20 protein-coding genes are annotated in these 19,059 nt (G+C 68.3%); 16 read left to right on the top strand and 4 right to left on the bottom strand.

All coding sequences use genetic code 11. The annotated features are described in order from the left end of the window. The 8 genes from hemE to hemL are packed head-to-tail and all read left to right on the top strand — an operon-like array spanning position 1 to position 8,422. Complete coding sequence (hemE, locus tag ACQVDU_RS00880; protein WP_443476058.1) at positions 1 to 1,122, top strand: uroporphyrinogen decarboxylase; 1,122 nt, start codon at positions 1 to 3, stop codon at positions 1,120 to 1,122. Next, on the top strand, positions 1,112 to 2,503 hold the full coding sequence (locus tag ACQVDU_RS00885) for a protoporphyrinogen/coproporphyrinogen oxidase (protein ID WP_443476059.1): 1,392 nt from the start codon (positions 1,112 to 1,114) through the stop codon (positions 2,501 to 2,503). Before hemE ends, ACQVDU_RS00885 begins: the two co-directional genes overlap by 11 nt. 30 nt (positions 2,504 to 2,533) lie before the next feature. Then, positions 2,534 to 3,223 carry a hydrogen peroxide-dependent heme synthase gene (gene hemQ / locus ACQVDU_RS00890; RefSeq protein ID WP_443476060.1) on the top strand — a complete coding sequence of 230 codons (690 nt, stop codon included), beginning with the start codon at positions 2,534 to 2,536 and terminating at the stop codon, positions 3,221 to 3,223. Beyond that, entirely contained in the window at positions 3,220 to 4,434 is a 1,215-nt protein-coding gene (locus tag ACQVDU_RS00895) for a ferrochelatase (protein ID WP_443476061.1), read from the top strand. Before hemQ ends, ACQVDU_RS00895 begins: the two co-directional genes overlap by 4 nt. Beyond that, positions 4,431 to 5,354: a hydroxymethylbilane synthase gene (gene hemC / locus ACQVDU_RS00900; protein ID WP_443476062.1), complete on the top strand. Its 924-nt coding sequence runs from the start codon at positions 4,431 to 4,433 to the stop codon at positions 5,352 to 5,354. The genes ACQVDU_RS00895 and hemC overlap by 4 nt, the downstream gene beginning before the upstream one ends. After that, on the top strand, positions 5,347 to 6,114 hold the full coding sequence (locus tag ACQVDU_RS00905; protein WP_443476063.1) for a uroporphyrinogen-III synthase: 768 nt from the start codon (positions 5,347 to 5,349) through the stop codon (positions 6,112 to 6,114). The genes hemC and ACQVDU_RS00905 overlap by 8 nt, the downstream gene beginning before the upstream one ends. After that, the gene (gene hemB, locus ACQVDU_RS00910) at positions 6,111 to 7,112 is read left to right on the top strand and encodes a porphobilinogen synthase (RefSeq protein WP_300594690.1); all 1,002 of its coding nucleotides are present in this window, start codon (positions 6,111 to 6,113) and stop codon (positions 7,110 to 7,112) included. The genes ACQVDU_RS00905 and hemB overlap by 4 nt, the downstream gene beginning before the upstream one ends. Beyond that, a complete protein-coding gene (gene hemL, locus ACQVDU_RS00915) occupies positions 7,109 to 8,422 on the top strand; it encodes a glutamate-1-semialdehyde 2,1-aminomutase (protein ID WP_443476064.1) in 1,314 nt (437 codons plus the stop codon). The genes hemB and hemL overlap by 4 nt, the downstream gene beginning before the upstream one ends. A gap of 137 nt (positions 8,423 to 8,559) precedes the next feature. On the opposite strand, the gene ACQVDU_RS00920 is transcribed toward hemL, so the two are convergent. Then, the gene (locus ACQVDU_RS00920; RefSeq protein ID WP_443476065.1) at positions 8,560 to 10,023 is read right to left on the bottom strand and encodes a sugar porter family MFS transporter; all 1,464 of its coding nucleotides are present in this window, start codon (positions 10,021 to 10,023) and stop codon (positions 8,560 to 8,562) included. An 81-nt stretch (positions 10,024 to 10,104) separates the two neighbouring features. On the opposite strand from ACQVDU_RS00920, the gene rsmA reads away from it, so the two are divergent. The 8 genes from rsmA to ACQVDU_RS00960 all read left to right on the top strand — a co-directional run bounded on the left by rsmA (position 10,105) and on the right by ACQVDU_RS00960 (position 16,713). Then, positions 10,105 to 10,959 (top strand): 16S rRNA (adenine(1518)-N(6)/adenine(1519)-N(6))-dimethyltransferase RsmA, encoded by an 855-nt coding sequence (rsmA, locus tag ACQVDU_RS00925; RefSeq protein ID WP_300594685.1) that lies wholly within the window; start codon positions 10,105 to 10,107, stop codon positions 10,957 to 10,959. A gap of 9 nt (positions 10,960 to 10,968) precedes the next feature. Then, positions 10,969 to 12,048 (top strand): aldo/keto reductase, encoded by a 1,080-nt coding sequence (locus ACQVDU_RS00930; RefSeq protein WP_300594681.1) that lies wholly within the window; start codon positions 10,969 to 10,971, stop codon positions 12,046 to 12,048. Continuing rightward, the gene (locus ACQVDU_RS00935) at positions 12,042 to 13,019 is read left to right on the top strand and encodes a 4-(cytidine 5'-diphospho)-2-C-methyl-D-erythritol kinase (protein ID WP_443476381.1); all 978 of its coding nucleotides are present in this window, start codon (positions 12,042 to 12,044) and stop codon (positions 13,017 to 13,019) included. Before ACQVDU_RS00930 ends, ACQVDU_RS00935 begins: the two co-directional genes overlap by 7 nt. A gap of 135 nt (positions 13,020 to 13,154) precedes the next feature. After that, positions 13,155 to 13,457, top strand: coding sequence for a DUF427 domain-containing protein (locus ACQVDU_RS00940; RefSeq protein ID WP_300594675.1), 303 nt, complete (start codon positions 13,155 to 13,157; stop codon positions 13,455 to 13,457). A 12-nt stretch (positions 13,458 to 13,469) separates the two neighbouring features. After that, positions 13,470 to 14,312, top strand: coding sequence for an ABC transporter ATP-binding protein (locus ACQVDU_RS00945; protein ID WP_300594672.1), 843 nt, complete (start codon positions 13,470 to 13,472; stop codon positions 14,310 to 14,312). Next, the gene (locus ACQVDU_RS00950) at positions 14,309 to 14,995 is read left to right on the top strand and encodes an ABC transporter permease (protein WP_443476066.1); all 687 of its coding nucleotides are present in this window, start codon (positions 14,309 to 14,311) and stop codon (positions 14,993 to 14,995) included. Before ACQVDU_RS00945 ends, ACQVDU_RS00950 begins: the two co-directional genes overlap by 4 nt. Then, positions 14,992 to 15,753: an ABC transporter permease gene (locus ACQVDU_RS00955; RefSeq protein WP_443476067.1), complete on the top strand. Its 762-nt coding sequence runs from the start codon at positions 14,992 to 14,994 to the stop codon at positions 15,751 to 15,753. Before ACQVDU_RS00950 ends, ACQVDU_RS00955 begins: the two co-directional genes overlap by 4 nt. 45 nt (positions 15,754 to 15,798) lie before the next feature. Next, a complete protein-coding gene (locus ACQVDU_RS00960) occupies positions 15,799 to 16,713 on the top strand; it encodes an ABC transporter substrate-binding protein (RefSeq protein WP_443476068.1) in 915 nt (304 codons plus the stop codon). A 73-nt stretch (positions 16,714 to 16,786) separates the two neighbouring features. On the opposite strand, the gene ACQVDU_RS00965 is transcribed toward ACQVDU_RS00960, so the two are convergent. The 3 genes from ACQVDU_RS00965 to ACQVDU_RS00975 all read right to left on the bottom strand — a co-directional run bounded on the left by ACQVDU_RS00965 (position 16,787) and on the right by ACQVDU_RS00975 (position 19,008). Then, a complete protein-coding gene (locus ACQVDU_RS00965) occupies positions 16,787 to 16,948 on the bottom strand; it encodes a hypothetical protein (protein WP_195691894.1) in 162 nt (53 codons plus the stop codon). An 87-nt stretch (positions 16,949 to 17,035) separates the two neighbouring features. Beyond that, the gene (locus ACQVDU_RS00970) at positions 17,036 to 17,323 is read right to left on the bottom strand and encodes a metal-sensitive transcriptional regulator (RefSeq protein WP_374197992.1); all 288 of its coding nucleotides are present in this window, start codon (positions 17,321 to 17,323) and stop codon (positions 17,036 to 17,038) included. Continuing rightward, positions 17,323 to 19,008, bottom strand: a complete 1,686-nt coding sequence (locus ACQVDU_RS00975) for an FAD-dependent oxidoreductase (protein WP_443476069.1) — start codon at positions 19,006 to 19,008, stop codon at positions 17,323 to 17,325. The genes ACQVDU_RS00970 and ACQVDU_RS00975 overlap by 1 nt, the downstream gene beginning before the upstream one ends. Between the last annotated feature and the right edge of the window lie 51 nt (positions 19,009 to 19,059).

Raw genomic sequence — 19,059 nt, forward strand, 5'->3', positions numbered from 1 at the left:
ATGCAGCTCTCCGATCAGCATCCGCTCGTTGCCCACGCGACGAAGGACTCGCATCTCATCCGCGCCTTCCTCGGACACCGACCAGCCATCACCCCCGTGTGGTTCATGCGGCAGGCCGGGCGTTCGCTTCCCGAATACCGCGCGCTGCGTGAGAGCGGTTCGATGCTCGATGCGTGTTTGGACCCCGCTCTTGCGAGCGAGATCACGCTGCAGCCGGTGCGTCGTCACGGTGTTGACGCCGCAATCTTCTTCAGCGACATCGTCGTGCCGCTGGTGCTGGCCGGGATCGACGTGCGCATCGTGGCCGGCCGTGGTCCCGTCTTTGCCGACCCGGTCCGTACGGCTGCCGATATCGCGCGAGTCACGGCGATCGATCCGGCGGCTGTGACCGAGCGGGGCGGGCCGATCATCGACGCCGTGCGCCGCACGACCGAGATGCTCGCGGACGAGTCTGCCGCTCGCGGCACGCCGCTCCCGCTCATCGGTTTCGCGGGGGCACCGTTCACGCTCGCGGCTTACCTCGTCGAGGGAGGGCCCTCCAAGGACCACCTCGCCGCGCGCCGCCTGATTCACGAGGACCCGGCCGGGTGGGCCGCTCTCACGCAGTGGCTTGCCGACATCAGTGGGCGGTTCCTCGCTCTCCAGATCGAAGCCGGTGCCAGCGCCGCGCAGTTGTTCGACTCCTGGGCCGGCTCGCTGTCCCCGCGCCTGTACCGGCAGGCGGCGCTCCCGGCATCCGCTCGAGCCTTCGCTCACGCACGGCAGATCGAACCGCCCGTGGACTCGGGGATGCCCCGGATTCCGCTCTCGCACTTCGGCGTCGGCACCGCCGACCTCCTCGGCGACATCGCGAACCTGGACCTTGACGTCGTGGGCATCGACCACCGGATCGATCTCGACGAGGCGCTGATGCGGATCGGGACAGACGTGACGGTGCAGGGCAACCTCGATCCCGCGATGCTCTTCGCCCCCGCCGAGGTCCGCGCCGCCGAGGTCTCTCGGATCATCGCCGCAGGCAAGGCCGCGCGCGCTCACGTCTTCAACCTCGGGCATGGGGTTCCGCCCGAGACCGATCCTGCCGTGCTCACGGATCTTGTCGTGAGGGTGCACGATGCCCGCTGAGGCAAACGAGATCGTCGATGTCTGCATCGTCGGCGCGGGGATGGCGGGCCTCGTCGTTGCCGCTGAGACCGCCGCTGCTGGGCTCCGGACCATCGTCGTGGAAGCATCCGACCGCGTCGGCGGGATGCTCGCGCCGGTCATGATCGGCGGCGATGCTGGCGTGGGCGCTGCTGGTCTGACCGTGGATGCCGGTGCCGAGTCGTTCGCGACCCGAACGACCGGCGTGGCAGATCTCATCGACCGGTGGCACCTTCCCGTCACGGTGACGGCGCCGAACCCCGCCGGGGCCTGGCTTGTTGCCGGCGGCGACTCCGGCATCCGTCGCGCCCCGCTCCCGCGGCGGAGCGTCCTGGGGATCCCCGCCGATCCGCGCGCTGCCGACATCCTGGCGCTCGTTCCGCCTCGCGCCGAGCGACTGCTGCCCGTGCCCGCCGAGGAGCCCTCGCTCTACGACATCGTCGCCGCGCGACTCGGCGATGACCTGGCAAGCGCGGTGGTCGACACCGTCTGCCGCGGCGTCTACTCGCGCTCTGCCCACGACCTCACGCTCTCGGTGGTACACCCGCAGCTCTGGCAGCGCTTTGTGCAGACCGGCTCATTGACGGACGCCGTCGCGGACCTTGCCGCAGGGCCGCGCCCCGGCAGCGCTGTCGCGGGGATCGTCGGCGGCATGTGGCGGCTGCCCGTCGAACTGGCGGCCCGCGCCCGCGCGGCCGGAGCGACCATCATGCTCGATACCCCGGTTCATCGCATCCATGGTGCCGGCGGCGTGGGAGATCGCACGCGCGACGAGGCGTTGAGCGTGGATGCCGGGAGCACCGCGATCCGCGCTCGAACCGTTGTCATCGCCACCGGCCGCGGCCAGGCGCTCCGGCTCCTCGGGGAGCACAGCGATGGTGCCGGAGCGCCGGTCGAGCTGGCGATCGCGCTCGTGCGTTCTCTGGGCCTGGATGCTCACCCGGTCGGCACGGGAGCGCTCATCGCCGACGCCGCACCCATCGACGCGAAGGCGCTCACGCACGCCAACGCGAAGTGGGGGTGGCTCGATGAGCAGCTCGAGCGTCACCACCATGTTGTTCGGCTTTCGGCGCGCGATGGTGTCACGGGACGGTTCGATGAGGCATCCGTCGCCACGGCGATCAGCGTCGTGACGGGAGTTTCGGTTGCGGCGGAAGACGTGCGAGAGCTGCACGTGCGCCGCTGGGACGCGTCCTCATCATCGTCCACGTCGCTTGTTGTCGCCGCTGACCCCCGCCTGCACCTCGCCGGCGCCGCCGTCGCAGGCACCGGGCTCGCCTCGGTGGTGCCGCATGCGCGCGAGGTCGCCGCAACACTGATCCACGCGCTCGCGGCACCGCCGCTCGCATCCGCCGCTTCCTGACCCGCACCGCCGCTTCTGACTGGAGGAATCGTGACCGATCCCGTAACCCCCGCCTCGAACCCCGAGGCTGAGCCGACGCCCGCGGGCTACACCCTGTTCACCGTGCTCGCCGTCCCGCGGGTGGCGCCGGAGTTCGGCGACCTCGAGAGCGAGATCGCTGAGCTTCCCGCGGCAGGCGTGACCCTGCGCGGCCTCTATGACGTCACCGGCATGCGCGCGGATGCCGACCTCATGGTGTGGCTGCACGGTGAGGACCCCGCGGCTTTGCAGGCGGCCCTGCGCCGGCTTCGCCGCACCGCGGCGCTGCGCGAGGCGAGCATCACGTGGAGTGCCATGGGCGTTCACCGCGAGGCCGAGTTCAACAAGCGCCACGTGCCCGGGTACCTGCGCGGAGAGGCACCGCGGGAGTGGCTCTGCCTCTATCCGTTCGTGCGCAGCTACGAGTGGTACCTGCTGCCCGAAGCCGAGCGCTCAGCGATGCTCGCCGAGCACGGCCGCAAGGGGAGTGCCTTCCGTGATGTCGTGGCCAACACGGTCTCGACCTTCGCGCTCAGCGACTACGAGTGGCTGCTTCCGCTGGAAAGCGACAACCTGCTGAGCCTGGTCGACATGATGCGAGACCTTCGCGCCACGGATGCCCGCCGTCATGTGCGCGACGAGGTCCCGTTCTTCACCGGTAGGCGCGTCGAGGTCAGCGAACTCGAGGACGTGCTCTCGTGAGCGACACGACGTTTCGGCCCAAGCCCCCGCAAGCGACGGGCGCCTACTGTGCGCCCGGCGCTGCGGTGTGCGGTGCGACGCCGGCGGCGGCATCCGGCCCCGCACACGTGGAAGAGCCCGTGGCCTACGACGCCCTGCTCCTGCTCGGGTTCGGTGGCCCGGAGGGGCAGGATGACGTCATCCCGTTCCTGCGCAACGTCACGGCAGGTCGCGGCATCCCCGACGAACGCCTCGAAGAGGTCGCGCACCATTACCGCCACTTCGGCGGCGTCTCGCCGATCAACCAGCAGAACCGCGATCTCGTCGCTGCCCTCGACGCCGAGCTTCGCGCACGCGGCATCGACCTGCCGGTGTATTGGGGAAACCGCAACTGGATGCCGTATGTCGCCGACGCCGTGCAGCAGCTGCACGCCGACGGACACCGCCGCGTCCTGGCGCTGGCAACGAGCGCCTACAGCTCCTATTCGTCATGCCGGCAGTACCGTGAGGACCTCGCCGACGCGCTCGAGGCTACGGGTCTCGGCGCGCAGCTCGAGATCGACAAGATCGCGCAGTTCTTCGATCACCCCGGCTTTGTGGCACCCTTCGTTGCCGGCATCCGCGCAGGGTTCGCAGAGCTGCGGGAGCGGGGCATCGAGAATCCGAACGAGATCGAGGTGCTCTTCTCCACCCACTCGATTCCCGTCGCCGATGCCGAGCGCTCCGGGCCCCGCGACCGGGACTTCGGGCCGGGTGGTGCCTATGCCGCGCAGCACGCCGCCGTCGCCACGCAGATCATGCGTGAACTCGGATCCACGAGCCCCTGGCAGCTCGTGTACCAGAGCCGCTCTGGCCCGCCGTCGGTGCCGTGGCTTGAGCCCGACGTCAACGATGCGATTGCGCAGCTGCCTGACCAGGGGCGGCGCGGCGTCATCATTGTTCCTCTCGGGTTCGTCAGCGACCACATGGAAGTCATGTGGGACCTCGACACGGAAGCCATCGAGACTGCCACCGAGCTCGGTCTTGTCGCCGTGCGCACCGCGACCCCGGGAACGGCGCCCGCGTATGTTGCTGGGCTCGTCGACCTCATCGCCGAGCGGCTGAACGGGACCCCGGCATCGCAGCGCCCCCGGGTGACCTCCCTCGGGCCGTGGTTCGACGTGTGCCGGCCCGGATGCTGCGAGAACGCCAGGCTCGGCTTCCGCCCGGCCCTTGCGGGGTTGACGCCGTGACCCTGCGGCTGGGAACCCGCGCCAGCACGCTGGCGATGACGCAGTCCGGAACGGTAGCCCGGATGCTGACCGAGTCCTCCGGGCTCGAGGTCGACCTCGTGCCGCTGACCACCCACGGCGATGTCGCCACCGGTTCTCTCGCGTCGCTGGGCGGCACGGGTGTGTTCGCGACTGCCCTGCGCGAAGCGTTGCTCGCGGGGGACTGTGACCTGATCGTGCACTCCCTGAAGGACCTGCCGAACGCTGCGTACCCGGGCCTGACGCTGATCGCGGTTCCTGAGCGCGAGGGGCAGCGCGACGCCCTGTGCTCGCGCGGCGGCGTGACCCTCACCGAACTCCCCACCGGTGCGTGCGTGGGAACCGGATCCCCACGCCGGGCCGCACAGGTTCTGCAGCGCCGCCCCGATCTCGAGGTCGCCGACATTCGCGGCAACGTGGACACGCGCCTGCGCAAGGTCGCGGACGGCGAGTACGACGCGATCGTGCTCGCCGAAGCCGGCCTTCGCCGGATCGGCCGGGACGCCGAGATCGCGGAGCTGTTCGACCTGCAGTCCTGGCCGACCTCGGCCGGACAAGGGGCGCTGGCTGTCGAGATCCGCACCGCCGACACGACGACCGAGCTGGGGCGTGCGCTCCGGGGACTGAACGATCCCGCCGCCGCGATCCCCGCGCTCGTGGAGCGTGCCGTGCTCGCCGAGCTCGAAGCCGGGTGCGCTGCCCCGGTCGGTATCTCCGCGGTCCAGAGCGGCGAGAGCGTCGAGGTCGCCGCGACGGTCTACCGGAGTGATGGGTCGCGCAGCATCCGTGTCGAGGATGCCGCGCCGATCGCCGTCGTTGCCGAGCCGGCGGGCCGGGCGGCGCTTGCTGAACGGGTCGTGCGGACGCTCCGAGACCGCGGGGTCGATGAGCTCGATGACTGAACCACTCGATGGACGCACCGTGCTTGTGCCGCGCGGCGGAGCATGGGGGGAGCGCGTCGCGCGCCTGCTCACGGACCGCGGCGCGGTGGCTGTGATTGCGCCGCTGATCGAGACCACACCACCGCGTGACGTGGAGGCCCGGGGCCGCTCCTTCGCAGCGCTTGCCGCGGGCGAGTACGACTGGGTGTTCATCACCAGCGCCGCCGCGGTCGAACACCTGCGGGCGGCGGGTGTCGAGATTCCTGCTGCAACGAAAGTCGCAGCGGTCGGGCGTGCGACGGCCCGCGCCGTCGTGGATGCCGGGTTCGACGTCGACTTCATTCCCGCCGGACGTTCCTCGGCGCTCAGTCTCACCCAGCAGTGGTGCTCGGCCCATGATCCTGCGGGCGTCGGGCGGTGCCTTGTCTTGCGCTCTGACCTCGCCATGGCGGTGGTCAGCGACGAACTGGAGATTCGCGGCTACGCGGTAGACGTCTGCATCGCCTACCGCACCGTCGGTGTCGACCTCGCGGAGGGGATCGTCGACGATCTTCGATCGGGGCGGATCGACACCGTTCTTCTGACCTCGACGAGCGTCGTTCGAGAGCTCAGCCATCAGGTCGGCGCCCTCCCCGAGCACACGCTCCTTGCCTCGCTCGGCCCCGGTACGACCCGGGATGCCGAGCGTCGCGGCCTCACCGTGTCGCTGACCGCACCCGAGCAGAGCGTCGAGGCGCTGATCGCCGCCCTTCCGCGCACATCCCTGGAGGCCCGAACATGACCACCTACCCGACCCACCGCCCGCGGCGCCTGCGACAAAGTCCCGCCATGCGGCGCTTGGTCACCGAGAACGCGCTGTCGGCATCCGCCCTCGTGCTCCCGGTGTTCGTGACCGAGCGGGACGAACCTCAGCCCATTGCGACGATGCCGGGCGTTCGGCAAGAGACCCTCGAGACGCTGCCGCGGGTCGTGGATGCCGCAGCCGACGCGGGCCTCGGCGGCATCATGCTGTTCGGTGTGCCCCTTGCCCGGGATGCCGTCGGTTCCGGGGCCACCGACCCCGACGGCATCCTCAACCGGGCCATCCGCGTCGCCCGGACGGCAGCTGCGGGCCGGCTCACCGTGCAGGCCGACCTGTGCCTTGACGAGTTCACCGATCACGGCCACTGCGGCGTTCTCGATGCCCACGGACGGGTCGACAACGACGCGACGCTCGAGCGGTATGTGGCGATGGCGCTCGCGCAGGCAGACGCTGGAGCCGAGATCCTGGGCCTGTCGGGCATGATGGACGGCCAGGTCGCCGCGGTTCGCGAAGCCCTCGACGCGGCGGGGCGAACGGATGTCGTGCTCCTGGCCTACTCGGCCAAGTACGCCTCGGCGTTCTACGGGCCGTTCCGGGACGCCGTCGAGTCCACGCTCGTCGGCGACCGAAAGACCTACCAGCTCGACCCGGCAAACGGTCGGGAGGGGCTCCTGGAAGCATCCCGCGACATCGAGGAGGGCGCCGACATCGTCATGGTCAAGCCCGCGGGACCCTACCTCGACGTTCTTGCGGCGGTAGCCGAGCGCTCGCCGATCCCGGTGTGGGCGTACCAGGTGTCGGGGGAGTACGCGATGGTCGAGCTCGCCGCGGCAGCCGGGGCCATCGACCGCGATCGCGCGATCATCGAGTCCCTGATCGGCATCCGTCGATCCGGAGCCGACGCGATCCTGACGTACTGGGCGCTGGAGGTCGGGCAACTGCTGCGCGACGGGCGCGACGCTGGAGATGCGCGATGACCCACAACGACGAACTCTTCGCCCGGGCTCAGACCGCCATGCCCGGGGGCGTCAACTCACCGGTGCGCGCCTTCGGCTCGGTCGGCGGCACGCCCCGCTTCTTCGTCTCGGCCCGCGGGCCGTTCGTGACGGATGCCGACGGCCGCGAGTACGTCGATCTCGTCGCCAGTTGGGGGCCGGCAATCCTCGGGCACGCCCACCCCGCCGTGATCGATGCCGTCACCGCTGCCGCGGCACGCGGACTCTCGTTCGGTGCCAGCACGCCGGCCGAGACCGAACTCGCCGAGCAGATCGCCGGGCGGGTCTCGGCGGTCGAGCGGGTACGGCTCGTGTCCACCGGCACCGAGGCGACCATGACGGCGGTGCGCCTGGCGCGCGGATACACCCGCCGTGACCTCGTCGTGAAGTTCTCTGGCCACTACCACGGCCACTCCGACGGACTGCTCGCGCAGGCGGGCTCAGGCCTGGCGACCCTTGCGCTGCCGGGTTCTGCCGGAGTCCCCGAGGCGATCGCGGCGCAAACGATCGTGATCCCTTACAACGACCCCGAGGCGCTCGCGGCCGTCTTCGCGCAGCATCCGGATCGCATCGCTGCCGTCATCACCGAGGCGGCGGCGGCGAACATGGGTGTCGTGCCGCCGAAGCCGGGATTCAACGCGCTGCTGGCACGCACGTGCCACGAGCATGGCGCGCTGCTCATCCTCGACGAGGTGCTCACGGGCTTCCGCGTCGGTCCCGCCGGGTTCTGGGGCCTCCAGGAGGCGGCGGGCGAGAAGTACACGCCCGACCTGTTCACCTTCGGCAAGGTCGTCGGTGGCGGACTCCCGGTCGCCGCCGTCGCCGGTCGTGCCGAGGTCCTGGAGATGCTCGCGCCGCTCGGCCCCGTCTACCAGGCCGGTACGCTCTCGGGAAACCCCGTGGCTGTCGCTGCGGGCCTCGAGACGCTGCGGCACGCGGATGCCGAGGTCTACGCCCGGCTCGACAGCGCTGCAGCCCAGCTGTCCGCCGCGGTCGCTGACGCGCTCGGTCGCGAGGGCGTCGCGCACGTCATCCAGCACGCCGGGAACCTCTTCAGCGTGTTCTGGGGCGAGGCCGTCTCGGCGGGCGTGTCCGACTATGAGACCGCCGTACAGCAGGAGTCGTTCCGGTACCGGGCCTTCTTCCACGCGATGCTCGATGCGGGAGTCTCGCTCCCACCGTCCGCGTTCGAAGCCTGGTTCCTCACCGCCGCTCACGACGACACGGCTCTCGGCCGAATCGTCGATGCGCTTCCCGCCGCGGCACGGGCTGCCGCATCCGCTCGCCCCTAGCCGCCGCATCCGCTCCGCCGCATCCGCTCCGCCGCGCGCCGCCGCATCCGCCCCGCAACCACCGCGAAGCAGCCACGTCTCGTCGAACCATCCCGCATCGCGGGCTGCCTCGACGAGACGTGGCTGCTTCGGTGACGTCAGGCGGCGGACTTTGACTTCGGGCGGATGAAGAGGGTCTCGGTCTGCTCGAGCTCCATCCCCTTCGTCTCGGGGATGCGCAGCCACACGAAGAAGAACGAGAGTGCGGCGAATGTCGCATACATGCCATAGGTCACTGGCAGCGACCAGCTCGACATCACCGGGAAGGTCATGGTGATCAGGAAGTTCGCGATCCACTGAGCGCCGGCCGCGACGCCGAGCGCCTTGCCGCGGATGCGGCTCGGGAAGATCTCGCCCAACAGCACCCACACGAGCGGTCCCCACGATGCGCCGAAGCCGACGACGAAGAGGTTCGCAGCCACGAGGGCGAGCGGACCCCACGCGCCCGGAAGGGTTACGACGCCATTGACGGTCTCGGAGAAGGTGAACGCGAGCGCCATGGTTCCCAGCGACACGGTCATGAGGACGGATCCGGTGAGCAGGATCGGCTTTCTGCCCACCCTGTCGACCAGGAAGATCGCGATCAACGTCACGAGCACGTTCGTCACGCTCGTGATCACGCTGATCAGCGGCGCGTTGGTCATGCCGACCGAGTTCCACAGGCTCGTCGAGTAGTAGAAGATCACGTTGATGCCCACGAACTGCTGGAACACCGACAGGATGATGCCGATCCAGACGATCGGTTGCAGCCCCAGAGCCTTTCCGCGGATCGAGACTCCGGCGTTCTTCTTGTCGGTCTCGATCGCCGCGATGAGGTCGTTCATCGTCTTGTCGAGATCGACGGCAGGTACGAGGCGTGCGAAGATCGCCCGGGCCTCGTCGTTGCGGCCCTTGCTGATCAGATAGCGCGGCGACTCCGGCACCGTGAAGGACAGGATGCCGTACACGGCGGCGGGGATCACCGCGACGAGGAACATCCAGCGCCAGGCGTCAAGTCCGAGCCACAGGACGCTGTCGGCTCCGCCGGCGATGCCCTCCAGCATGGCGTCGGAGAGCAACGCCGCGAAGATACCGATCGTGATCGCCAGCTGCTGCAGCGACGCGAGACCACCGCGGATCTGTCGAGGCGCGACCTCGGCGATGTAGGCGGGCGCGACGACAGACGCGATGCCGATGCCGATGCCCCCGACGACGCGCCAGAGGCCGAGATCCCACACCGAGAAGGCCAGGCCCGTCCCGATCGCGCTGATGAAGAACATCACCGCACCGAGGAACATGACCCGTAGGCGCCCCCAACGGTCGGCGAGGTTACCCGCCGTCAGCGCGCCGACGGCGCAGCCAAGAAGGGCGATGGCGACGATGAATCCGGTCACGAAGTCGTTGAGGGCGAAGTCGGACTGGATGGACTCGACCGCGCCATTGACGACCGAGGAATCGAAGCCGAACAGGAATCCGCCGACGGCAGCGGCGATGGAGAGGGCGATTGCCCGCCGGCCATAGGTGCTGTTGAGAGAGAACGTCCCCGTGGGGAGTGCGTCTGAAGAGGATGTCACGCGACTCACCGTACCCCTGCCGCGGCGCCGTGACGGATTCGCTTGGCCCTCGTCGTGACGTCCGCGTGTGCGGCGAACTACAGTGAACCCATGCCCGTCACCCTCCTGGGCGCCGCGGAAGTGCGGGCGCTGGCAGCCGATCTCGACGTCACGCCGACGAAGAAGCTCGGACAGAACTTCGTCGTCGACGCCAACACGGTCCGCAAGATCGTTCATCTTGCGGGAGTTCGCGCGAGCGAGCATGTCGTCGAGGTCGGCCCCGGTCTCGGCTCCCTGACGCTCGCGATCCTCGAGACCGGGGCGGAGGTCACCGCCGTCGAGATCGACCATCGGCTTGCCGAGCGTCTTCCTGCCACGGCCTCGGCGCACGGTGTCGCCGAGGGTGCGCTACGGGTCATCGATCAGGATGCGCTGCGGATCACCGAGCTTCCCGGTGAACCGGCAGTGCTCGTAGCCAATCTGCCCTACAACGTGTCGGTTCCCGTGCTGCTGCACTTCCTCGAGAACTTCCGGACGATCGAGCGTGGCGTGGTGATGGTCCAGGCTGAGGTGGGGGAGCGGCTTGCCGCTGCCCCCGGCTCCAAGGTGTACGGGGCGCCGAGCGTCAAGGCAGCGTGGTGGGGTTCGTGGCGGCTGGCCGGCACGGTGTCGCGGCAGGTGTTCTGGCCGGTCCCGAACGTCGACAGCGTGCTTGTCGGTTTCGAACGCGCGGAACCACTCGGCTCGGAGGGCGAGCGGATCCTGACCTTCCGCATCATCGATGCGGCGTTCCAGCAGCGTCGCAAAATGCTGCGCCAGGCGCTCGCCGCCGTTCTGGGTGGAAGCGCACTCGAGGCATCCGTCGTGCTCGAGCGCGCCGGGGTGGCGCCGACTGCGCGAGGCGAGGAGTTGACGGCTGCGGAGTTCCTGCGCATCGCCAGAGCAACCGCCGCGGCTGCGCGATAGCCTCGAAGCATGACCGAAGAGCAGCGATTCTCGCGCAGCCGAAGCGACATCCACCGCCCCTACTCGGCATCCGGGGACCGCTACTGCGCCACCGACTACCGACAGGTGGGCACGTCGGGTCTGTACCTCCCACCGATTTCGCTCGGGCTGTGGTGGAACTTCGGTGACAACATCCCGTTCGACAACCAGCGGGCGCTGCTACGGCACGCCTTCGACTCCGGGATCACGCACTTCGATCTGGCCAACAACTACGGGCCGCCCTACGGATCAGCCGAGACGAACTTCGGACGGATGATGCGCGAGGACTTCGCGCGCTACCGTGACGAATTGATCATCTCGTCCAAGGCCGGTTACGACATGTGGCCGGGGCCGTACGGCGACTACGGTTCGCGCAAGTACATCCTCGCGAGCGCCGACCAGTCGCTAGCTCGCATGGGTCTCGATTACGTCGACATCTTCTACTCCCACCGGATGGATCCGGTCACTCCCGTCGAAGAGACGATCGCAGCGCTCGATACCCTCGTGCGTCAGGGCAAGGCCCTTTACGTCGGGATCTCGTCGTACTCGGCCGAGCAGACCGCGATCGCCGCGGCCGTGGCTCGGAGCCTGGGGACGCCGCTGGTCATCCACCAACCGTCGTACTCGATGCTCAATCGCTGGGTCGAGGACGGTTTGACAGGCGTGCTGAGCCAGGAGGGACTGGGCGCTATTGCGTTCACGCCCCTCGCGCAGGGCCTTCTTACCGATAAGTACCTCAGCGAAGCGGCCGCCGACCGTGCGCAGAGCCGCAACTCGGTCCCGGCGGATCGAGTGTCCGAACGTGGCCGTTCGCTCCTGGGCGGTTTGAACGAGATCGCTCGGCAGCGCGGCCAGAGCCTTGCGCAGATGGCCATCCAGTGGGTGCTTCGTGACCCGGTGGTCACGTCAGCGCTCATCGGAGCATCGCGTCCGTCCCAGCTCGACGAGAACCTCGCCGCGGTTACGGGGCCGGCATTCGACACCGAAGAGCTTGAGCAGATCGACGCACTCACCGACGGGATTGACCTGTCGCCGTCCGGCCCGATCTGGTCGGATTCTGCGGCATCGTGACGGCACCGCTTCGCTCCGACGTCGTCCGGGTGAGGGCACCGGGCAAGCTCAACGTGTTCTTCGAGGTCGGCCCGCTGCTCGACGACGGCTACCACGCCGTCGCTTCGGCCTACCAGGCGGTCTCGCTGTTCGAAGAGGTGTGGGCCGTAGCGGCAGATGACTTTCGGCTCGAGGTCACCGGCTCGGTGGATGTCTCAGCAGTCCCGCTCGATGACCGAAACCTTGCGCTGCGGGCTGCACGCATCCTCGCGCAACACACCGGGTACGACGGCGGCGTTCACCTCACGATAGACAAGCACGTCCCCGTCGCCGGGGGAATGGGTGGTGGTTCGGCAGATGCTGCTGCGGCGCTGGTCGCCTGCGATGCACTGTGGGGCACTGACGTGGGATCTGGCGAACTGCAGCGGCTTGCTGCGAGGCTCGGCGCCGACGTCCCGTTCGCCCTGATGGGTGGAACCGCCGTGGGCGTTGGCCGGGGGGACCGGCTCAGTCCTGCGCTCGCGACGGGTCGCTTCGAGTGGGTTATCGCTCTTGCCGATGGCGGACTGTCCACCCCCGCGGTGTACAGCGAGCTCGACCGGCTTCGGGCGCGGACCGCGTCGGCCGGGCATCCGTCGACGGGCGCGATTCCGCTGGGCCGCATCTCCGGGGCTCGCGACGATGACGCAGACCCGGCCGTCGGAACGGGTGTGCTGCACGCTCTCCGCGCCGGCGATCCCGAGGAACTTGCGGCTCACCTGCACAACGATCTGCAGGAGGCGACGCTGTCGCTCCGGCCCGAGCTGAGTGATGTGCTCGAACTGGGGGAGCGGTCGGGAGCTCTCGCGGGGATCGTGTCGGGGTCGGGCCCCACCACCGCATTCCTTGCCGAGGATCTCGAGTCGGCCCTGGAACTCCAGGTGACGTTGTCTGCCGCGGGGTATACGGCCCTCCACGCGCACGGACCCGTGCCCGGCGCACGTCTGATCTGACCGAGCCGCGGGCGCCTCTGATGCGCCGCGGATATTACCGCCGGATTTCCGCTTCGGCCAGAACCGCCCCAGTGTCCCAGGCCTCCGGTAGCGTGATTCGGAGCCGAATCGGCGGTCCCCGACGAACGGAGAACCATGAAGGCTGTCATCGACAACGTTGTCATCGCAGAGGCGTCTCGCGATGATCTTCTCTCGATCGAGGGCAACTGGTACTTCCCGCCGAGCAGCATCGCCGACGGCGCGCTGGCCGAGAGTCCGACGCCGTACACGTGCCCGTGGAAGGGTGTGTGCCAGTACTACGACATCGTCGCCGATGGAGTCACGCACTCCGATGGGGCGTGGGCCTACCCGACGCCGTACCCGAGCGCGTTTGATCGCGTCGGGGCCGACTTCTCGGGCTATGTCGCCTTCGGGAAGGACGTGTCGGTCATCGACTGACTCGGTGCCGCCGTGATCATCTTCGACGACGTCACGAAACAGTTCCCCGACGGAACTCGCGCTGTCGACGGGTTCAGTCTGACCCTCCCCGCGCACAAGACGACGGTCTTCGTCGGCTCATCCGGATGCGGCAAGACGACCCTGTTGCGCATGATCAACCGCATGGTGGAGCCGTCGCAGGGCGTCGTCACGATCGACGGTGAGGACATCGCTGGCAAGGACCCGGTCAAGCTGCGCCGCAGCATCGGCTACGTCATGCAGAATTCCGGCCTGTTGCCGCACTACACCGTGATCGACAACATCGCGACGGTTCCCGTGCTCCAGGGGATGTCTCGCTCTGCCGCGCGCAGCCGCGGTCTCGAGCTCATGGACACGGTGGGGCTGGATCGCTCGTTCGCCAAGCGATATCCGAGCCAGCTCTCCGGCGGCCAGCAACAGCGGGTGGGGGTCGCGCGCGGACTTGCGGCCGATCCCAACATTCTCCTGATGGACGAGCCCTTCGGCGCAGTGGACCCGATCGTGCGCGCCGAACTGCAGCAGGAGTTGCTGCGGCTGCAGGACGAGGTCGACAAGACCATCGTGTTCGTCACTCACGACATCGACGAGGCGTTTCTGCTGGGGGATCAGGTCGTCATCCTGGAAAAAGGTGCACACATCGCCCAGGTCGGCACGCCGAGCGAGATTCTCGAGAACCCGACATCCGAGTTCGTGGCGTCGTTCATCGGCGCCGACCAAGGGAAGCGCTCGCTGCACCTGAAGAAGACCGCGACCGGTACGGCTGTGATTGACGGGCAGGGGCGCACGCAGGGGATGCTCAGTGATCCGGATGAGAGCGCGCGAGGCGTACCGTCGTGACCTGGGTTCTGGACAACCTCGATCTGATCCTTCAGCTGTCGGTGGAACATCTCCGCCAGTGTCTGATCGCGATCCTGCTCGGGTTCGGCCTGTCGATTCCGCTGGGCTTTCTCGCCTGGCGGTTCCGATTTCTTCGTGGCACCGTCGTCACGATTACGGGATTGATGTACACCATCCCCTCGCTCGCGCTGTTGTTTCTGCTTCCCGCGGTCTTCGGCTACGTCGCGTTCAGCGATCTGAACCTCATTCTGGCTCTGACGCTCTACGCGATTGCGCTTCTCGTGCGTTCTGTCGTTGACGGACTGAACTCGGTTGACGAGGGGGTACGTGGCGCGTCCACTGCCATGGGCTTCTCCGGTGCGCGCCGGTTCTTCGCCGTTGAGCTACCGTTGGCCGGCCCCGTCATCCTCGCGGGCCTGCGCGTTGCAGCCGTCAGCACCATCGCGCTGGCCCCCGTGGGAATTCTCGTCGGCGTCTCGAATCTGGGATACCTGTTTACCAATGGCCTCCAGCGGCGCATCATCCCCGAGGTCCTCGCGGGGGTTGTCGCCGTCGTCGTTCTCGCCCTCGTGATCGATCTCGTGTTGGTTCTGATCGGGCGGATGCTGATGCCGTGGACACGCCGAACGCGAGTGCGGCCCCGCTCAGCCTCATCCGCTGTTCCGGCGGAGGTGAGCGCGTGAATCTTCTCATCGACGCCTGGGCCTGGATCGTCGCGCCAGAACAATGGTCCGGCCGATACAGCCTTCCGACGCTGCTGCTGGAGCAGCTCGGGTACACCTTCGCCGCCGTTGGAATCGCGGCTCTCATCGCCGTGCCGATCGGCTGGGCAATCGGACACACCGGCAAAGGACGCGAGGTAGCTGTCGCCGTCTCCGGCGCGGCGCGCGCCATTCCCTCGTTCGGTCTGCTGATTCTTCTCGTCCTGGTCATCGGTGTGACGCGCCGGGCTGAGGCTGCGCTGATCACGTTTGTCCTCCTTGCCATCCCTTCCCTGCTGGCCGGCGCCTATACCGGCCTCCAGGCGATCGATCGGGCCACGATCGACGCGGCGCGCGCCATGGGGATGACTCGCTGGCAGATCCTGTGGCGCGTCGAGGTTCCGCTGGGTCTCCCGCTGTTGGTCGGCGGGCTGCGAACCGCCACCTTGCAGGTTGTCGCAACCGTCACGATCGCCGCCTACGTGAACCTCGGCGGTCTGGGATTCCCGATCATCCAGGGCCTTCCGCTGCGGGCGTTCGATCAGGTTCTTGCCGGATCGATTCTCGTTGCCCTCCTCGCGCTGATCCTCGACGGACTGCTCGCGCTGCTGCAGCGCGCTGCAGTGCCGCGCGGGCAGCGCGCCACGAAGACCCGGCATACACCATCCGATTCCGGGCCCCGGTCCGACCAAACGCCCGCTCGGGTCCCTCGCACCGTCGCGTCTAGCCCGTCCTCCTGACCGCACCACCACAGGCCCCGCACCACCAGAAAAGAAAGAGGCACCATGACCACCACACGCACCCTCCGCGCCGCCGCGCTCGCCGGCGCTGCCGCGCTGCTGCTGGCTGGCTGCGCTTCGGGCAACCCGCTCGAAGAGCCCACCGACGGTAGCGGAAGCGGCGAGATGATGTCCGACACGATCGTGGTCGGCTCGCAGGCGTATTACTCCAACGAGATCATCGCCGAGATCTACGCGCAGGCTCTCGAGAACGCCGGCTTCGATGTCGAGCGCCAGTTCAACATCGGCCAGCGGGATGCCTACATCCCGGCGCTCGAGAGCGGCGAGGTGACGCTGTTCCCGGAGTACAGCGGAAACCTCCTGCAGTACTTCGACCCCGAGACGACTGCCCGCACCGCTGACGAGGTCTACGCCGCGCTCCCGGATGCGCTTCCCGAAGGGCTCGTCGTGCTCGACCAGTCCAGCGCGACCGATCAGGACTCGTACACCGTCACGTCGGCGTTCGCCGACCAGTACAGTCTCGTCTCGATCGCCGATCTCGCTAACGTCACCGAACCCCTGACGCTCGGCGGTCCGCCGGAGCTCGCCGAGCGTCCCTACGGGCCGACGGGGCTGGCTGATGTCTACGGGATCGACGTCGGGTTCTCGGCCACGGGTGACACCACGTTCGAGGACCTCGAGGCGGGCACCATCAACCTCGCCAACATCTACACGGCCGACCCGCGCATCCAGACGGCGGGCCTCGTGGTTCTCGAGGACCCCGAGGGGCTCTTCCTCGCCTCGAACGTCGTCCCCGTTGTGAACGCGGATGTCGCCGACGAGATCGCCGACGTCATCAACGCAGTCAGCGCCGCCCTCACCCCTGAGGGTCTGGTCGCACTGAACGTGCAGAGCACCGTTGACGAGATGTCGCCCGCCGACATCGCGTCGCAGTGGCTGCAGGAGAACGGCCTGAGCTAGCCAACACGACGACAACGAAGCGGCTGCCGCCCGAGAGAGGGTGGCAGCCGCTTCCGAGTTCGGGGGCGGTGGTTCAGCGGCCGAACAGGCTCGCGAAGAACCCCTTCGACGGCTCGTTCTCATGTCCGGCGCAGCGCTGGGCTTTCGGGACCCCGGCGAGGGCCTGCTGCACGTGCTGACCGCACCCGCCCCACGTCACTTTGCCGCACTTCCGGCACGTCGTCTGATAACACATGATGTCTCCTTCGATGGCTGCGCAGGGCAGCACAAGTAGCGGTCCGTCACGGCGACGGGCCGAGCGGTGAATGTCAGGGGATGCGGCTCAGGCGAGGGAGAGGAAGAGCTTTTCGAGCTCTTCCTGCGTCAGGCCCTCGGCCTCGGCGGTGCCGTCCGGGTCGGCGACGCAGTCACGCATCGCCGCCGAGATGATGGCGAACCCGGCGCGGTCGAGCGCGCTCGTGACAGCGGAGAGCTGCGTCACGATGTCGCGGCACGTGTCACCGGCCTCAACCGATGCGATGACAGCGTTCAGCTGACCCTGTGCGCGCTTGAGCCGGTTGGTGATGCGCTTGCGCGTTGCCGCCTGCTCCTCGGGGGTGCCGGTGATCATCATGCGTGGACCTCTTCTCTGACAAGGATGCTGGCGGCCTGATCGCCCCACCACTGGCGCAGCGTCTGCGTCCCGCCGGAGAGGGACCGGGCATCGAAGCCGTTACCCACCAGAATGCGGTAGGCGATGTTCGATCGGACACCCGCCGCGCACAGAGCTGCGATCGGGCGGCCCTGCGCGGCCTCGCGCACCTCGTCGAGGCGTTCGCGCAGTTCAGTGTGTGGAATGTTCAGCGACCCCTCGATGTGGCCGCTGTTGTATTCGCGCGGAGTTCGGACGTCGAGGATCAGTGCGGATTCCCGCATCTGGTCGAGTTCGTCCGCGTACCAGAGCTTCAGCCGCCCGTTCTCCACGTTTTCAGCGACCATCCCGACGAGGTTCACGGCATCCTTTGCCTGTCCGTACGGCGGGGAGTAGGCAAGGTCGAGATCCATGAGGTCGGTCGCGGGCAGGCCGGCACGGATCGCGGTCGCGAGAACGTCGATGCGCTTGTCGACTCCTTCATAACCGACTGCCTGTGCGCCGAGGATTCGCCCATCGCGCTTCGAGATGTGGACGATCAGGTGCACGGTCGAGGCGCCGGGAAAGTAGCCGGCGTGCTGCATCGGGTGCAGGTGGATTGTCGTGTAGTCGATCCCCGCCGCGTCCAGGCTCGCGCGGTTCGCGCCGGTCATCGCCGCTGTGATCTCGCCGACCCGCACGATGGCGGTTCCCACGGGCTGCGGGATGGGACGGCCGCCAGCCATACCGAAGATGTCGTCGGCGATGAGCCTGCCGGCGCGGTTGGCTGGGCCCGCAAGCGGTACGGGGCGCTGGACGCCGGTGACGGCATCCGTGCTGATGACGGCGTCGCCGGCGGCCCACACGCTCTCGGCGGACGTGCGACCGCGGTCGTCGACGACAATGGCGCCGCGAGAGGTCTCGATTCCTGCCGCTTCGACGAACGCAGTGTCGGGTCGAACGCCGACCGAGAGGACCACGAGATCGGTCGGGATCCGGGTGCCATTTGCGAGCACCACGACATCCTCGTTGTCGCCGACCTCGACGCTTTCAGCGGCAACCCCCGCGTGAACGCGGATGCCGAGGTTTCGCAGCTGCGTCGTCACGACGGATGCCATCTCGCGCTCGAGGGGAGGAAGCACGTGCGGGGCCAGCTCGACGACGTCGACCTCGAGTCCGCGGTGGCGGAGCGCTTCGGCAGCTTCGAGGCCGATGAAACCGGCGCCGAGAACAACCCCACGCATGGCGCCGTCATCGACCCACTTCTTGAGCGTCACGGCGTCGGCGACGGTGCGGAGCGTCCGCACGCGGGGCGAGTCGAGTCCGGGGAGCGGTGGCCGGATGGCGACGGCGCCGGGTGCGAGCACGAGTGCGTCGTAGGCCAGTTCGTCGACACCGGATGCTGAGGCGACAGTGACGGTCTTCGCTGCCGTGTCGATCGCGGTCACATCGTGCCCGGTCCGCACGTCGAGGTTGAGGCTCGCGCGCAGCGTCTCGGGCGTGTGAAGCAGCAGCGACCCCTCGTGGGGAATCTCGCCGCCGACGTGGTACGGGAGGCCGCAGTTCGCGAACGACACCTCCGGGCCGCGCTCGAGCACAATGATCTCGGCTGACTCGTCGTGACGGCGGGCGCGGGCTGCGGTGCTCATCCCGGCGGCGACGCCGCCCACGATGACAATGCGCATGGAGCACTCACTTTCTTGGAAGAAGATGGTGAGAGCATACCCCAGGGGGTA

The sequence above is a fragment of the Microbacterium sp. F2 genome, from assembly GCF_052274505.1.
In the GTDB taxonomy this organism is placed as follows: Bacteria; Actinomycetota; Actinomycetes; order Actinomycetales; family Microbacteriaceae; genus Microbacterium.

What these genes read in the sequence shown, in the direction of transcription:
- hemE (WP_443476058.1), top strand. Translation starts at nt 1, where the DNA reads ATGCAGCTCTCCGATCAGCATCCGCTCGTTGCCCACGCGACGAAGGAC.
- ACQVDU_RS00885 (WP_443476059.1), top strand. Translation starts at nt 1,112, where the DNA reads ATGCCCGCTGAGGCAAACGAGATCGTCGATGTCTGCATCGTCGGCGCG.
- ACQVDU_RS00905 (WP_443476063.1), top strand. Translation starts at nt 5,347, where the DNA reads ATGACTGAACCACTCGATGGACGCACCGTGCTTGTGCCGCGCGGCGGA.
- hemB (WP_300594690.1), top strand. Translation starts at nt 6,111, where the DNA reads ATGACCACCTACCCGACCCACCGCCCGCGGCGCCTGCGACAAAGTCCC.
- hemL (WP_443476064.1), top strand. Translation starts at nt 7,109, where the DNA reads ATGACCCACAACGACGAACTCTTCGCCCGGGCTCAGACCGCCATGCCC.
- rsmA (WP_300594685.1), top strand. Translation starts at nt 10,105, where the DNA reads ATGCCCGTCACCCTCCTGGGCGCCGCGGAAGTGCGGGCGCTGGCAGCC.
- ACQVDU_RS00930 (WP_300594681.1), top strand. Translation starts at nt 10,969, where the DNA reads ATGACCGAAGAGCAGCGATTCTCGCGCAGCCGAAGCGACATCCACCGC.
- ACQVDU_RS00940 (WP_300594675.1), top strand. Translation starts at nt 13,155, where the DNA reads ATGAAGGCTGTCATCGACAACGTTGTCATCGCAGAGGCGTCTCGCGAT.
- ACQVDU_RS00960 (WP_443476068.1), top strand. Translation starts at nt 15,799, where the DNA reads ATGACCACCACACGCACCCTCCGCGCCGCCGCGCTCGCCGGCGCTGCC.
- ACQVDU_RS00965 (WP_195691894.1), bottom strand. Translation starts at nt 16,948, where the DNA reads ATGTGTTATCAGACGACGTGCCGGAAGTGCGGCAAAGTGACGTGGGGC.
- ACQVDU_RS00970 (WP_374197992.1), bottom strand. Translation starts at nt 17,323, where the DNA reads ATGATCACCGGCACCCCCGAGGAGCAGGCGGCAACGCGCAAGCGCATC.
- ACQVDU_RS00975 (WP_443476069.1), bottom strand. Translation starts at nt 19,008, where the DNA reads ATGCGCATTGTCATCGTGGGCGGCGTCGCCGCCGGGATGAGCACCGCA.